At 38.3% G+C, this 14,271-nt stretch carries 14 protein-coding genes; 13 read left to right on the top strand and 1 reads right to left on the bottom strand.

Annotation, left to right across the window (positions count from 1 at the left end; genetic code table 11):
• Window positions 1–63: 63 nt before the first annotated feature.
• The 6 genes from HP439_RS12400 to imm40 all read left to right on the top strand — a co-directional run bounded on the left by HP439_RS12400 (window position 64) and on the right by imm40 (window position 5,559).
• On the top strand, window positions 64–1,311 hold the full coding sequence (locus HP439_RS12400) for a hypothetical protein (RefSeq protein ID WP_172390657.1): 1,248 nt from the start codon (window positions 64–66) through the stop codon (window positions 1,309–1,311).
• The gene (locus HP439_RS12395; protein ID WP_172390656.1) at window positions 1,301–1,795 is read left to right on the top strand and encodes a hypothetical protein; all 495 of its coding nucleotides are present in this window, start codon (window positions 1,301–1,303) and stop codon (window positions 1,793–1,795) included. Before HP439_RS12400 ends, HP439_RS12395 begins: the two co-directional genes overlap by 11 nt.
• Window positions 1,796–2,432: 637 nt before the next feature.
• The gene (locus tag HP439_RS12390) at window positions 2,433–3,050 is read left to right on the top strand and encodes a hypothetical protein (RefSeq protein WP_172390655.1); all 618 of its coding nucleotides are present in this window, start codon (window positions 2,433–2,435) and stop codon (window positions 3,048–3,050) included.
• A 64-nt stretch (window positions 3,051–3,114) separates the two neighbouring features.
• Complete coding sequence (locus HP439_RS12385; protein WP_172390654.1) at window positions 3,115–3,942, top strand: hypothetical protein; 828 nt, start codon at window positions 3,115–3,117, stop codon at window positions 3,940–3,942.
• Window positions 3,943–4,240: 298 nt separating this feature from the next.
• Window positions 4,241–4,825 (top strand): hypothetical protein, encoded by a 585-nt coding sequence (locus HP439_RS12380; RefSeq protein ID WP_172390653.1) that lies wholly within the window; start codon window positions 4,241–4,243, stop codon window positions 4,823–4,825.
• A gap of 371 nt (window positions 4,826–5,196) precedes the next feature.
• Entirely contained in the window at window positions 5,197–5,559 is a 363-nt protein-coding gene (imm40, locus tag HP439_RS12375; protein WP_172390652.1) for an Imm40 family immunity protein, read from the top strand.
• Between the two features lie 37 nt (window positions 5,560–5,596).
• Here imm40 and HP439_RS12370 read toward each other — a convergent pair whose 3' ends face one another.
• Window positions 5,597–5,797, bottom strand: a complete 201-nt coding sequence (locus tag HP439_RS12370; protein WP_172390651.1) for a hypothetical protein — start codon at window positions 5,795–5,797, stop codon at window positions 5,597–5,599.
• A gap of 287 nt (window positions 5,798–6,084) precedes the next feature.
• On the opposite strand from HP439_RS12370, the gene HP439_RS12365 reads away from it, so the two are divergent.
• From HP439_RS12365 to HP439_RS12335, 7 genes are all read left to right on the top strand, one after another.
• A complete protein-coding gene (locus HP439_RS12365) occupies window positions 6,085–6,777 on the top strand; it encodes a hypothetical protein (protein ID WP_172390650.1) in 693 nt (230 codons plus the stop codon).
• Between the two features lie 429 nt (window positions 6,778–7,206).
• On the top strand, window positions 7,207–7,803 hold the full coding sequence (locus tag HP439_RS12360; RefSeq protein WP_172390649.1) for a hypothetical protein: 597 nt from the start codon (window positions 7,207–7,209) through the stop codon (window positions 7,801–7,803).
• Window positions 7,804–7,807: 4 nt separating this feature from the next.
• Window positions 7,808–8,731 (top strand): hypothetical protein, encoded by a 924-nt coding sequence (locus tag HP439_RS12355; protein ID WP_172390648.1) that lies wholly within the window; start codon window positions 7,808–7,810, stop codon window positions 8,729–8,731.
• Between the two features lie 10 nt (window positions 8,732–8,741).
• Window positions 8,742–9,608, top strand: a complete 867-nt coding sequence (locus HP439_RS12350; RefSeq protein WP_172390647.1) for a hypothetical protein — start codon at window positions 8,742–8,744, stop codon at window positions 9,606–9,608.
• A 12-nt stretch (window positions 9,609–9,620) separates the two neighbouring features.
• A complete protein-coding gene (locus tag HP439_RS12345) occupies window positions 9,621–10,409 on the top strand; it encodes a hypothetical protein (RefSeq protein WP_172390646.1) in 789 nt (262 codons plus the stop codon).
• Window positions 10,410–10,438: 29 nt separating this feature from the next.
• Window positions 10,439–11,272, top strand: coding sequence for a hypothetical protein (locus tag HP439_RS12340; protein WP_172390645.1), 834 nt, complete (start codon window positions 10,439–10,441; stop codon window positions 11,270–11,272).
• Window positions 11,273–11,489: 217 nt separating this feature from the next.
• Window positions 11,490–14,271 (top strand): hypothetical protein (locus tag HP439_RS12335; RefSeq protein WP_172390644.1); only part of this gene is annotated, 2,782 nt, incomplete at its 3' end.

The following is a 14,271-nucleotide window of genomic DNA, read 5'->3' as shown; positions in this document are numbered from 1 at the left end:
GAAAACAACGCGCAAGGTGGTATCCGTTGTTTTTATTAAATCGACAATTATCTATTAAGAGGCATGTGGGATAAAGTTGAGCAGTGGTATTCAGTTAAGGAAGCTATTGGCATTAGTTGCCTTATCGGTTCGCAGGACACCGTGTTCAATCTTTGCCGCGTTAAACGGGACAGGGATGGAATTGATATTCTTGATAACAAGAGCTTTTCAAATAGGGATGAGCTTGCGCGCTATCTCAAAGAATATAAGCATTTACCCGTGGCGTTTCAGGTACAGGGGCGCGGCATATTAATTAAGAGTATACCTCGGCTCGAGGAGGTTTCTAAAGACGATATCGTTCCAGTATTTCCAAACTATAACGAAGAGGAATACGTTTTTAGTTATTTTGCGGGATTGCAATCTGCTTGGTTAGCATTGGCCCGGGTAGAATTGGTTAAGGATCTGTTCTCATTTTTTCAACAGACGGGTATTCAGGTTGTACGATTGTTCGTCGGTCCGTTCGTTGTGGACAATGTATTAGATCAGCTGAACGGCTATAGCGGACATTTTTCTTTTGATGGTCATCAGATTTCGCGGCATGTAGAGCAGAAAGTATGGGAAAGCTATACGTATGATCCTGCATTGAAATCTCGTTTCAGCGTCAAGCTGCAGGGTGCGGATATTGCAGAGCAGTACGTAATGGCGTATGCGGCGGGATTTTCACTGTTATTACATCATTTTGTGCAGGATCTTCATGTTTCCTATCCCCAAGCGGATGATTATTTTGATGAGCATCTGCAGAAGGAGCGCTTTAAGATTAACGGGATGGTATTGTTAATTGTCTTTTTCGTATTACTTCTTGTAAATACTGTACTATACACGCATTATCAAAGTAAATACGAGATGATTGATTATCAGAGTAAAGAACATTTTTCGAATACCAGCGAACTTGGAAAATTGTCCGAGTCGGTCAGTCGAAACGATTCTCTATTGGTAGCTTTAGGCTGGAACGGTGGAATTGAAAAATCTTGGCTGATAAACCAACTAACTTTATCGTTGAAAGAGACTTCAGGTATGGAATGGCAGGAAGTTGAAATTAACCCGGTGGTGGCCCGGAGGTTCGGAGGTACACAGGGGGAAATAGATAATAGGTTCAAAATTGTGGTAACAGGTTCCTGTCAAAGACTAAATGAGCTTGAAACTTGGGTACGGACTTTAGGTCAGCTCCCATGGTTGAACCAGGTCGAAATTAGCAAGTTTGTTGACCAGAAGAAACACGGCAGTATTCTCAAAGATTTTGTTGTTAGTATGCACTATTCGTATGATTTTTAAAGATTGGACATATCGGAAAAAAAATAAGGCGCTCTTTGGAATGGCAGCAGCCCTGCTATTTATTTCATGGTTTATGGCGTTTGGAAAAACATTTGAGTTAATACAAAACTATAAGCGCTTAAAGACTGGGCTTGACGGGCGTGAGGCCAAAGTTTCTAACAACATTATCCTTGATCAAAAAGCCGGTTTACAGGATAGTCTGCTCAACATATATATCGCTGATTCAACTCTTTGGGTATCGGGGTTACTTCAAAATGTCGGAGCCGTCCTTTCTACACAGGCGGTAGGCGTGAGTTTTGAAAATAAATCGGTAGGAATTAATAGTCATACAGTTGAGCGCGATGTTGTTTTAAATGGGACATTTTCTGGTTTACAAAACGCGCTTATATCGCTGGAGAAAAAGTTTTTTATAAAATCCATTCACGGCTTTGTTGAAAACGATCAGCTGAAGTATCGTATTCGCATGGTAGCTATAAAAAAATAGGTACTCATTCCATATTTACGCTTCCGAGGATTCTTCTGATTATTACCGGATAGTACTGATGATATTTTTAAGGGAGACGAATACCTCGCTGTTTACGCTCGGGGAAGAAGAAAAGCCAGATTAGTCTTTCTTTTTGCAATTTAACTGGCACGTGAGGGATGCGGGGCAAACCGTAAATTGATTATAAAAATAATTTTATTTTTATTTAAAATAGATGTTTTAAATAAAAATTCTTTGAGCGTTCGATAAATTATGTATTTTTATTTCCGAATAGTGCCAGTTATTATTTTTCGTAAAAAAGTCACCGATAGTATTTAGTTGCGGATACAGAGTTGTAAGTAAATACCATTGTTAACATTGTATGAACGTTAAGAAATCCATTGAATTTGAAAAGTAACACAACTAGAGTGTCTTTCTTTCTTGTAGACCACTTTTTTTATTTCCAGAACTACTGTGATATAGGTGCCTTTATTTCCGTTTCGGCGGTTAAATCGGATGATATTCTTGGAGAGGACTGATAACAACATGTAAGGATTTTCGAATGAACTGCTCAATTTTACAATAGGGATATCGATAACATATTAGTGAAGATGAATTTCGTTAAAATTTATAAATACTCATTATATTAAAAAATTATATGCTCGTAAATCGTACAGGAGTCCTCTTAGTAACTTTTCTAACAGTAACAATGGGCGTGAAAGCTCAAGAGTTTTTTACTGGGTCGGTAAGTCCCACGTCGACAATTTCAAGAACGGGGTCTACAACCTTTGGTTTTGCACACCTAAGAAGTGCAGGTTCGATCCAGGTGATGGAACATATAGGCGCGGTGGGGGATTTTTATATCCGAAGCGTCGGATATCAGGTTCCCAACGATCAGGGGAACATTATTATTAATGATATCGGCGGCTTCGTTGGTATCGGCACCCCAAAGCCGAAAGAAAAATTGTCTGTTAACGGAAAAATACGGGCTCATGAAATCAAGGTTGAAATAGCAAATTGGCCCGATTACGTTTTTGCGGATAGTTACACACTGCGCCCCCTAAAAGAGGTGAAACAATTTATTGATAAGCATGGGCATTTACCAGAAGTACCTGGAGCCGCTGAAGTTGAGGAAAATGGTCTCGCTGTAGGAGAAATAAATACGCTGCTAATGAAAAAAGTAGAGGAACTAACCCTATATATTATTGAACTTGAAGCGCGTATGGATAAATTTGAAGGAGCAAAAACGAATACTGCCCAAGCCCCTTTAAATTAAATTTCATTAGGGTATCAATTGAGCGAATTCATAGACCTAAACAATAGTTAACCAAATAATGAAAATGAAGAATTTACTATTAATAATTCTTGTTCTGGGATTTAGCATATCTCGGGCACAAACGCCGGTAACGGCATCTGTAAACGCTGCAGGTTGGAAACGGGTAGCGTATTGTAACGCAGCTGCAGGTCGAGGCTTTGGAAAGATCACTATTTACACCACGGGAGGGTCTGCAACCCCCTATCAGTTGGATATTGAATGGTTTAAGGATTGGTCAGTTTCTGGAGGTTTATCCGTTAAATCGAACAGTAAAACTGCATATTGGACAGACGTCCGTTTAACATATGACAAAGATACAACCTATATCGAGGTTAACTTTACCAAGGATTTTCCCGGATTGTTAATTGTGTCAGATAACTACGGCTGGAACGTAGCAAAAGCATTTTCGGGATTCCTTCCAAATGGAGGAGGAACGGTGCGTGCAGCGGCACGTGTCGGGAAATTTAGCATTGACGATTACCTCACGGTAGCTTATAATGGAAATGTGGGAATTGGCACCATGATGCCGACAACAAAATTGGCAGTAAATGGTACAATTCGAGCTGAGGAGATTAAAGTAGAAGCTGGGCCATGGCCAGATTACGTCTTTAAAGAAAATTATCCGTTGCTCTCTTTGGAGGAAATCGCAACTTATATTCAAACATATGGACATCTTCCGGGCGTCCCAAATGCACAGGCGGTGGCAGTAAATGGTGTGTCTTTGGGAGAAATGAACAGAGTATTGTTGCAGAAGATTGAGGAAATGACGCTGTTGCTTATTGAGAAGGACAAGGCGATGAAGATGCAGGATAAACGGATCGAGCGTCTTGAGAAGAGTCTAAATTTGAACTGATCAATAGTTGAATCGAAATTTATAATTATTATTTAACCTAACATTTATGAATATTAATTTTTTGATAAGAAGATGTGTTCTCTCGATAGGAGGGACTTTGTTTAGCCTGGTCAGTATGGCAATAAAGAAGAGCATCGAGTAATTACTGGTTCCGAGAAAAAGACTGGAACCGCGAACGGAGAAATTAAGCCCGGTCAATTTCGCGGGAGTCATAATAGACGTAAAAATACTATTCCAGTAAAAAGTTCAACATCGACAAAGGAGGAGAAGTATCCGTGGAATATTAATATATTTAATTATGATCAGTTTAAGAAATAGTATTTTGTTCGCTCTACCAGTGTTAATTCTATTAGGCTGTGATAAAGAGAGTGGTAAGCAAAGTAATTTTATTTGTATTTATTATGAGAATGGCAATGTCGATGATAGTGGATTTCTTTACCCCGATTTAAAAAAAATAGAAGACGAGTATCCTACGAATATCAGAGATTTAGGAATAAAAACAATTGATAGTGCTTTTTTTTATTCGCTTTGCCGACAGCTGGATACAACCAAATATGCGATGCCAGCGTCACAAAGCATGCGGTTTTCAGGGGATTATAAAATGTATATTAAAGTTGAAAATTATTTTTCTGATAGTTTGGTGTTAAATAGTGATAATATTTTTTATTCTTTTGGAAAGAAAGGAGGAAGCCAACTAGACAGTTTAGCATATCTACTTAGAGACTCGATCGATTATTACGAAATCTTTGATTTAGAGGATTTGAAAGGGTTTAGAAAAATTAATATGTTTCACAAAGATATCGGCCAAAAATCTATACGATCTGCGAATCAGCAAGATCCGCCAACGCTTTACACGAAAATAATTCTTATTCCTAGTCGGTAATTTAAATGATAAACAAATTTTAACATAAACATATTAGGCTATTAATAGCGCAAGAAAATCGAATACAGTCTATCGGAAAAGCTGGAGCTTTAATCAAGTTTAAAGTTGCAGAGAAGGTTGTCTTTTAGATTGTAATATCACTATTATAGTGTATACCTGTAGCAGCGATTTTGTTAGTCAACATAATATATGAGAGTATCTAGTATGCCAAGAGTTAGGCTAATGATAAATTTTTAGATACATTATGTTACTAAGTGGAAACTCATCTTTACATGTTTTTAATAGATCATTTGAATACATCAAGGATGCTAACGGAATAATTGACCACAGATTTTTTAACCTACCTAAAGTTCCTTAGACTGGAAAATACATTGAGCTATCTAAATTTTATAAAAGAGAAAGGCAAGCCATTATCTGAAATTAATCCAGGTAGTGATGAAATCACATTAGCCGTTGATGATGCGTTGCAAACAATAGAATTATTAAAAGATAACCAAATAGCAATTTTAGGAGGTGACATACTTTCAGAGGATAGCGGAGAGCTAATATATGCTTATCAGCTTTGGGGAGAAGAATATCAATACTTGAATTGGTATTGTGATAGAATAGAAAATGAAAGTGAAGACAATTGTTTGAAAAGGACTTACGTCTTAGCAAAGGAAGGCATTGCAAATGCTCACACAACCGCTGAAAAACTTAAAAAGAAATGTTATATAGTTTTTGTAATTGAATAACCCAAGCGCCAGGCCAATAGCTTGGCGTTTTTTTACTTCAAAGAAATCTTACTTTAATAAAGTGATTGACGGTAGTGAGCAGGCATTCCTTTTCCTTTTCGGGGAGTGTTGCAATATCCTGAAATCGTTTGAGCATGGCGGGGTCTTCAAAAAGGTCGGTCTGTTCGTTTTCCTCAACAGGTTGCCCACCGTAGTAAATCTTAACGAATTTTTGGGCAGTTTTGATAGAATGTGGCATTTTATCCGTTTCATATTTACCGATAGTGTATTTGAGGTAGCGAAAACATTTACTAAATATTTTTGGGAAATGTCTGTTGCAGTTCTGCACCATCTATGTCCGGCTGTTAATCCTCGGATCACCCCTAAACCAGTTCGATCAACAAAAAGATAATCTATAGTTTCTAAGATTATACATATATTTGAGTTCGGATTGAATTATTAATTTAAAAACATCTGGATAGAACAGCTTGATATTGCTTATGAAAACTATTTACTGTTAGTAGCCAGTTTGTTAACCATTTTTGAATGAAAGATATATTTGTACTTTTTGTATGCCTTTGCTTTGGAAGTATAGTGCATGCCCAAAATAACTCGTTCCCAACTACAGGAAATGTTGGACTCGGGACTACAACACCGCAATACAAACTGCAGGTAAATGGCGGTGTATCCGTACATGGCGTAAACACAGTCATGGGAATCAATGGGTACAGAAACTTTTTGCAGTTTGTCGATGGTAATCATGCTGCTATTTTGTATAATCCGGGGCAGCCCTCTCAACTTATGTTTGGTTTTAACAGTAACGGCTCAATGCATTGGGGAGGTACTGCTTACTCAATGATCCTGACTAAAACAGGAGATTTACGTGTTATCAACACCCTTGCGGTTGGTTCCAGTTTAAAAACCGGTAGCAAAATGTCTGTTAGTGGCAAATTATCTGCTCACGAGGTACAGGTAACCACCAGCAACTGGCCGGATTACGTTTTCCATCAGAATTATTCGCTAATGCCATTAGACAGTTTAGAACAATTTATAATGGCTAATGGTCATTTACCCGAAATACCTCCCGCACAAGAAGTCGAGACAAGTGGTGTCCAGCTGGGTGAAATGGTTAATAAACTGCTTAAGAAAAACGAGGAGCTTACCCTTCATCTGATCGAAAAGAATAAGCAGATCGAAGCGCTCGAGAAAAGAGTGACGATACTTGAAGCAAATAAGTAAGTGACATTTGCCCAACCACATTGTAAAAGCAATATGAAATATTATAACTGGATGTTACTCATGCTATTGAGACTTATTAATTATCCAGATCAAACGAATTTAAGCTAAAAGAAAAAGTTCGAGAAACTACGTCTGCAATTTCTTCTTTTGAACTTTAGGTAGATTTGTGTCTCAAAGAATTTAAAATAAATCTTATTGAATTAAAAAGATTTCCGTAATTTCGTTATAAGATAGTTTAGATTATTAGTCTTCGCTGTCTTATGCTTATTAACAGTGTAAAGTTTACAGTTTGTTAAACCATTATTAACATATAATAGAAAAAATATTAAGGGCAGATTTATCTACATAGTATAAGTTAAATTATAAATAGCTGTATTAAGCTATACTATGTTTTATTTGCAGATACTGTCGTTGATTATCCTTTTACTGATGAAAAAAAATCTTTTGTGGGGATCAGTACTGATCCTTTCCGTGATGTCTTTCAACGATGCTATCGCCCAAGAATTTTTCGAAGGAACAAAAACTCCGACTGCGACTGTCTCAAGAAGTGGTATAACCAATTTTGGATTTGCTCAGTTCAGAAACAACGCCTCAATAGGCGCGTTTGTTTTTGAACGCAGCAACTCGAACGGTGATATGTATTTTCGCAGTAGCGTTTTGGGAACAGATCGCCCTGGCAATTTAATTATCAACGACAATGCTGGATTTGTTGGAATAGGGACGCCAGTCCCGAAGGAAAAGCTTTCCGTTAATGGTAACATTCGCGCTAGAGAAATTAAAGTTGAAATCGCTAACTGGCCTGATTATGTTTTTCATACCGATTACAATCTACGATCGCTACAGGATGTGAAGCGGTTCATACAGGACAAAGGGCATTTGCCCGAGGTTCCGACAGCGGGCCAAGTCGCACAAGACGGGATATCTGTTGGAGAGGTGAACTCCACTTTACTGAAGAAGGTTGAAGAACTTACCCTCTATATTATTCAATTAGAAGAACGAATCCATAAACTCGAAGAAAACAAATAAGAATATGATTATAAATCGGACTAATGTCGTTGCACTGATTGCAGCGCTTCTAGCGTACACCGCGGTATTTGCCCAGGAAACGATAATTACTCAAAATTTTAAACACGTAAAAATTGATGCTACGGGAAATGTACCCTATTCAAAAGCCCTTATTCTCTTGCACCCAATATATAACGGAACGGATATCGCAGACAACTATATTGTGGGAAATCTTACTGCTAGACGCGGAGGAGTTACATCTTACAATAGGCTAAACTCAGTATTTCTAAACACATCGTCCTCGTACCGTAATACAACAGGTATGTTAGCCTCCAACGATGATAATGTAGAGCACTGGAGATTAAAAACCTGTGTCTTCAATGGCGTCAAATATCTCGCTGTCGATATCCCCTATATGCCCGGTCAACATGCAAGCGGGTTTAAATTTGCCGGTTGGATTACTTCTTCGGCCGAATCTCTTAAGTTCATAATTTATGATATAAATGGCGCGGCACAAAATACGGCTGTACTAACCGATATACAGGATTTTGTATCCAACATGAGCGCTACGCACCAGGTTAAGAATTTTAATGTCATGGGTAGAGTCGGTATTGGTACAACGGAACCTAGCGAAGAACTATCGGTAAACGGAAAAATTCGTGCACATGAAATAAAAATCGAAGTTGCAGACTGGCCTGATTATGTATTCGAGGACAGCTATCAGCTTCCGAGTCTAGCCGAAACAGAGCGGTACATAAAAAACAATAAGCACCTTCCCGATATGCCCACAGCAGATCAGGTGCAGGCAGATGGCGTTGCAGTCGGAGAATTGAACCGTCTGCTTCTTCAGAAGGTTGAAGAACTGACGCTACATCTTATAGAAAAGAGCAAACGGATCGATATTTTGGAAAGTGAGCTGTTAACCATTAAAGAAAAAATTAGTAACTAAGGTAAGAACCATGAACATAAAAAATATACTTTTCTTTTTGACGTTTATCTGCTTTGGCGTTTCTCATGCGCAGACTCCTGTTGCAGCATCAGTCAACGCAGCAGGATGGAAACGTGTTGCTTTTTGTAAGGGAGCTGCAGGGAGGGGATTTGGTAAGGTAACCATCTATACAACGGGCGGAGCAATAGCGCCTTACCAGCTCGACATTGAATGGTTTAAAGATTGGGCAACCTTAGGCGGGGTGTCCGTTACGTCGAACAGTAAATCGGCTATGTGGTCGCAGGCACGCTTAACTTATGATAAAGATACAACCTTTATCGAGGTAAATTTCACGAGGGAGCTGACCGGTTTAGCTATCTTGTCAGATACCTATGGTTGGAATACTGCGAGAGCATTTTCGGGTGTGTTGCCAAACGGCGGAGGTACTGTTCGAGCCGAGGCGCGGGTAGGTAAGCTGGCAATTGACAATTATTTAACGGTGACCTACGATGGGAAGGTGGGAATCGGTACAGCAAGTCCATCAGAAAAGCTCTCTGTAGATGGAACGATCCGAGCTAAAGAAATCAAAGTGGAAGCCGGACCATGGCCAGATTATGTTTTTGAGAACGGGTATAAGCTGCCCTCTGTTGATGAGATTAGAAGTTATATCTCGGAGCACGGTCATCTGGAAGGTGTTCCTTCGGCAAGTATTGTAGCGAAGGAGGGAATTGCAATCGGCGAAATGAATGCTATTCTTTTAAAAAAAATCGAAGAATTGACGCTACTTCTCATTAAAAAAGATGATGAGCTACAGATACAGAAGCAAGCGATAACTGAATTGGGAAGTGAGATGGAAAAGGTGAAAAAAATACTTAAAGATAGCCTTGAAAAACAATAATTCCATATTCCTATGAAGATTACAATTAAACTTTTGCTTCTCAATCTTTTTGTGCTGGGGATATTTTCGGGAAACGCGCAGGTGCATGAGAAAGTGGCTACATTTTCAATTGTCGGAACTCCGGTAAATGGTGTTAAGATCAAAACTAATATTCCTTTTGTTTCTGCTGCCGACATGTCTACGATCTTTATCCAGGGTTTTAGCTACGGAGGATCCAATACAATCAATCTACAACTCGTTTTTTATATTTATAATAATGCCAATGGGGCTTTTTTTTACAATCCCTTTTTATCTTCATCGGGTAGCTATACGCCAAAAATAAAACTTGCCAATGAGAACGGAAAAGTAGTTGTTTTTATTGATGATAGAATTTATTATCAACGTTTTTGGGTAGATGCTTTTTCTACGGCATCGTCTACGTATTATCAGGGATGGGCCGCGGTAGATGAAGCACTGACAGGTAGCAGCATTGTCGAGGTTCCATATAAAAATAAGTTCAAAGGAATTGTAGAAGTAGACGGAAATGTCCGAGCTCGTGAAATCAAAGTTGAAGCAACTAACTGGCCAGATTATGTTTTCAGGGAGGGATACCAATTACGGTCACTTCAGGAGACCGCCAGTTTTATCGAAAAAAACGGACACTTACCCGATGTTCCTAAAGCAGCTGATGTCGAGATCCGGGGGCAGTTGCTTGGTGAAATGAATACAATTCTGTTGAAGAAGATTGAAGAGCTGACGCTGTATATCCTTCAGCAGGAGAAACGGATACAGGTATTGGAGCAGTCCGCGACTGCAAATTGACAACACTCTATAACATTTAATTTATGCGAATGATTCACTTATTACAGGCGATTTTGATACTGGGATTTGTACTGAGTTCCATCAGTCTAAAAAGTCAAACGACAACGTTTAGCAAGCGTGTCGCGGTTAGTACGACTAATAAAGTCCAACTGACGGATGGGAACAATCAACCCCTAGAGAAGGGCGGGCTATATCGTATCAAGCTCTCTGTAGTGACAACAGGAACGATGACAGGTACTGAGCTTTTGGTATGGTACGACGGAGCTAAAGCGCTGTGGCAAACCCGAGTTGTAAATGCCGGCGGGTTGTCTTCAAACCATCCAACTCTCATCGTGGAAGATAATATTGTTAAAGTGACGACAGAGCATGCAAATAGTTACTCTGTACAGGTGTTTGGCGAGTATTTTGCGACTGCAAATACTGCGACACGTCCGTTTCTTTTCGGCGCTTCTTATCAATGGCAACGATTGACAAACAGTCTGTTTTATATGGACGGGAATGTTGGAATAGGCACATCTAAACCCGCGGAGAAATTGTCGGTCAACGGAACCATCCGAGCCAAAGAAATTAAAGTAGAAGCCGAACCTTGGCCAGACTACGTGTTTAAGGACGACTATCCGCTTCTATCGCTATCCGAAATAGAGAGTTATATTAAAGAACATGGTCATTTGCCTGAGGTTCCTAATGCAACAGAAGTTGGCGAAAACGGTTTGTCCCTTGGCGAAATGAATCGAATTTTATTACAGAAGATAGAGGAACTTACATTGCATTTAATAGAAAAGGATAAAACGATGAAGCAACAGCAGGAGGTAATGGAGAAACAAGAAGAACGGATTAAGCGGCTTGAGGAGAGCTTAAACTAACCTATACTAGTTATTCACAAAGAAAATGATAGTACGCAAGATTATACATCCATGTTTGTTTCCAAACCTCTTGTGGTAACGTCAACCAAACTTTAAAGTTATCGTAACAAAAAGAATGGATGTCGTTGAAAAAGGGATAAGTTTGCTCTATACTCAATTTAAGATTAAACAATCTAAGTGAGAAAAAATATAACTAAAAAAGATTAACAATAATTAAATGACATTTCTAAAATATTTTAGCTGGATCTTTATTTTTGGATTTCAGGTATTAACAGTGGTAGCCCAAGTAGCTCCTGAGAATAGTATTAATAAATACAAAGCTAGCCCGCAAGCTTATTTTCTTCAAGGAAAGGTAGACTTCAGAGTAAATCATACTTCTGGAAATCCAGACATCAGTATTAATCTATATGAGTTTGAGTTAAATGGCTTAAAAATCCCATTAATATTAACGTATAGGAGCTATGGGTTTCAGGTGAATGGGGAGTCCACCGAGATAGGCTTAGGCTGGAATCTGGAGTTCGGAGGTAGTATTGTGCAACAAGGAAATGGATTTTTTGATAATAACAATGAAAATGGATTTGCAGAGTACGCGAATAAAACCAATAAATTGTTGTCCCCCGGATGTTCGTATCTACCAAACACATCAATAGCTGGTGATTGTAATTTGGATTATTACAATATGAAGAATAGTTTAGCAGTACCACAGGCGAGATACCAATATGTGCAACCGGACCCGTTTCCTGGCGCGCCTTATAGATTTGTATTTTCCGGCATGGGCCCGTATAATTCTATGTACGATTATCCGAACACTGAGGTCGATATGTTTTATTTTCAAATTCCTAATTATTCCGGAAAGTACTTTTATGGAAGTGACCGGAAGACCCATCAAATTCCGTTCTCAAAAAATATTATTCAGAACAACTCGATTACTGATATCGCAGGAAATGTGTATAATTTTGATGTTTCTTCTGGTGTAGGCGTTAAATACAAGGGTACCTTCAAAAGGTACAAAAGCGGCGCCAGCGCTGGGGGTGTGGTAGAAGATGAGAATTCATACGGAACCAGAGCTGGAGATATAATTACGCAGAGAACGAGTTATTTAACTAACATCAGAACGAGATTTGGAGAGGTTGTCGATTTTGACTATTACGATAGTAAATATAGTAGTCAGAATCCTACAGTGATCTCCATACGTAATGAAAATAATAATTATCAAAATATTAATAGGTATACACCCAGCACAGAATCTTATTACAATCAAATCCTTTGGAGTAGAAATGAGGTTATCTCAAAATTGACCAAGAGCATGAAGATCAATGGACGGACGATTATAGAATTTGAATACAGTTCATCTCCGAGAAAGGATGTATATTACGAACCGAATAATTTAGTAAAAACAAAGGCTTTACAAAGAATAATTATTAGGAATTTTAACGGAGATGTTGTTAAAAAGATCGACTTTAATCAGAGCTATTTTGGATATGATATTAACATTGAGGGTAACCAAGATAAAATGAGCAGATACTACAGATTAAAACTTAATTCTGTGAATATCAACGGGGATGAGGAATATAAATTCGATTATTACGATGATGGATTAGCTTTGCCGTCAAAATCACAAGTAGACAAAAAAGATCACTGGGGATACTTTAATAATATGTCTTTCCCGATAAATACGACCCGGCCGACTCTTACTTACGTTCAAAATCTGAAAGAAAATTATCGAGCATCAAATTTGGTTGGCACTCGTCAAACCGTTTTGCGTAGTATAACATATCCAACAAAAGGATCGGATGTTTATTATTACGGCTTGAATCAGGATGCAGGAGGAATTAAAGTGGATAGTATACGAAGTTACTCTGATGATAAGTTACAGCTGCAAAAGAATTACGAGTATGAACAGGCAAATTCTTATTATTCACCACAATATCATCACTACGAGATTTCGTGGAGGTTTCTGCAAGATACCCCAACTCCAGTATCCTCAGCCATTATTGAAATTCCTATTACTGTTCAATTTTCTTCTCCATTTAACGATATTGTGGGGTTTTCAGGGAGCCCGGTATTTTATAGTAAAATTTCTGAATCGATCAAGTCAGCTAATTCCGTAAAATTGTTGGGGAAAGAGGTTTTCGAATATACTTATTTCCCAGATATTATAGGTGAAGGGGGATCCACTATGAATACATACAGTAAGACTGTCGATTATGGATGGAAAAGAGGTCATCTCTTAAGTAGAACAATCTTTGAATTTGACGAAAGTAACAAACCGAAGCTAAGGAAAAGGATACGGAATGAATATAATTTTAACGACACTAAATTTTTAATGGGTGATGTCGTTCACCCAGACGTAGGTTTTCCAACCAAATTTTTCGCCAATGAATACCAATATAGTTCATATAGACTCTCCCTGCGAAGACCTGAAGTAGTGTGGGACTCTCGTGAGTTTTTCGAACTAATAGCTGATAATGATAAAGCTACTATAGATTTCACTGTAGAAAGGTATATTTCGGCTTGGTTTTACAAATCGAAAGAAATTATTGAAACCTTTACAGATGCTGACAGCATCGAACAAATTCGAGAATTTAAATACGATAATCCTGCTCATGCTCAGGTCACCTCTATTTTAAGTGTTCTCTCCAGTGGAAAAAGACAGATTCACCGATATAAATATGTCTACGACTTAATGAACATAGAACCGTATAATAATTCAATTTATGCGGCTTTGGTATCGAAAAACCTAATAGCAATTCCACTGATAAGTGAAATTGTGGAGAACGACGTGTTAATATACCAAGATCGATTAGAATTTGGTTATGTTGGCCATGATTATTTCCCTCAAAGATATTTTATTGACGTTGGTAAGAACAGTTATTCTAAAGGAGCTTTAGTGGAATATCTTTCCTATAACGCAAATGGAAATCTTCAAGAGTTTGTTAAAAAGGGAAATGTTAGAACGGTATATCTGTGGGGATATTCCGGCCAGTATCCAATTGCAC

Origin of the sequence: Sphingobacterium shayense (assembly GCF_013179575.1) — a bacterium.
In the GTDB taxonomy this organism is placed as follows: Bacteria; Bacteroidota; Bacteroidia; order Sphingobacteriales; family Sphingobacteriaceae; genus Sphingobacterium; species Sphingobacterium shayense.
Note: the sequence above shows the minus strand (reverse complement) of the source record. Positions and strands in the feature narration are given on the sequence as shown.

What these genes read in the sequence shown, in the direction of transcription:
- HP439_RS12400 (WP_172390657.1), top strand. Translation starts at nt 64, where the DNA reads ATGTGGGATAAAGTTGAGCAGTGGTATTCAGTTAAGGAAGCTATTGGC.
- HP439_RS12390 (WP_172390655.1), top strand. Translation starts at nt 2,433, where the DNA reads ATGCTCGTAAATCGTACAGGAGTCCTCTTAGTAACTTTTCTAACAGTA.
- HP439_RS12345 (WP_172390646.1), top strand. Translation starts at nt 9,621, where the DNA reads ATGAAGATTACAATTAAACTTTTGCTTCTCAATCTTTTTGTGCTGGGG.
- HP439_RS12365 (WP_172390650.1), top strand. Translation starts at nt 6,085, where the DNA reads ATGAAAGATATATTTGTACTTTTTGTATGCCTTTGCTTTGGAAGTATA.
- HP439_RS12340 (WP_172390645.1), top strand. Translation starts at nt 10,439, where the DNA reads ATGATTCACTTATTACAGGCGATTTTGATACTGGGATTTGTACTGAGT.
- HP439_RS12380 (WP_172390653.1), top strand. Translation starts at nt 4,241, where the DNA reads ATGATCAGTTTAAGAAATAGTATTTTGTTCGCTCTACCAGTGTTAATT.
- HP439_RS12395 (WP_172390656.1), top strand. Translation starts at nt 1,301, where the DNA reads ATGATTTTTAAAGATTGGACATATCGGAAAAAAAATAAGGCGCTCTTT.
- HP439_RS12360 (WP_172390649.1), top strand. Translation starts at nt 7,207, where the DNA reads ATGAAAAAAAATCTTTTGTGGGGATCAGTACTGATCCTTTCCGTGATG.
- HP439_RS12350 (WP_172390647.1), top strand. Translation starts at nt 8,742, where the DNA reads ATGAACATAAAAAATATACTTTTCTTTTTGACGTTTATCTGCTTTGGC.
- HP439_RS12355 (WP_172390648.1), top strand. Translation starts at nt 7,808, where the DNA reads ATGATTATAAATCGGACTAATGTCGTTGCACTGATTGCAGCGCTTCTA.
- HP439_RS12385 (WP_172390654.1), top strand. Translation starts at nt 3,115, where the DNA reads ATGAAGAATTTACTATTAATAATTCTTGTTCTGGGATTTAGCATATCT.
- HP439_RS12370 (WP_172390651.1), bottom strand. Translation starts at nt 5,797, where the DNA reads ATGCCACATTCTATCAAAACTGCCCAAAAATTCGTTAAGATTTACTAC.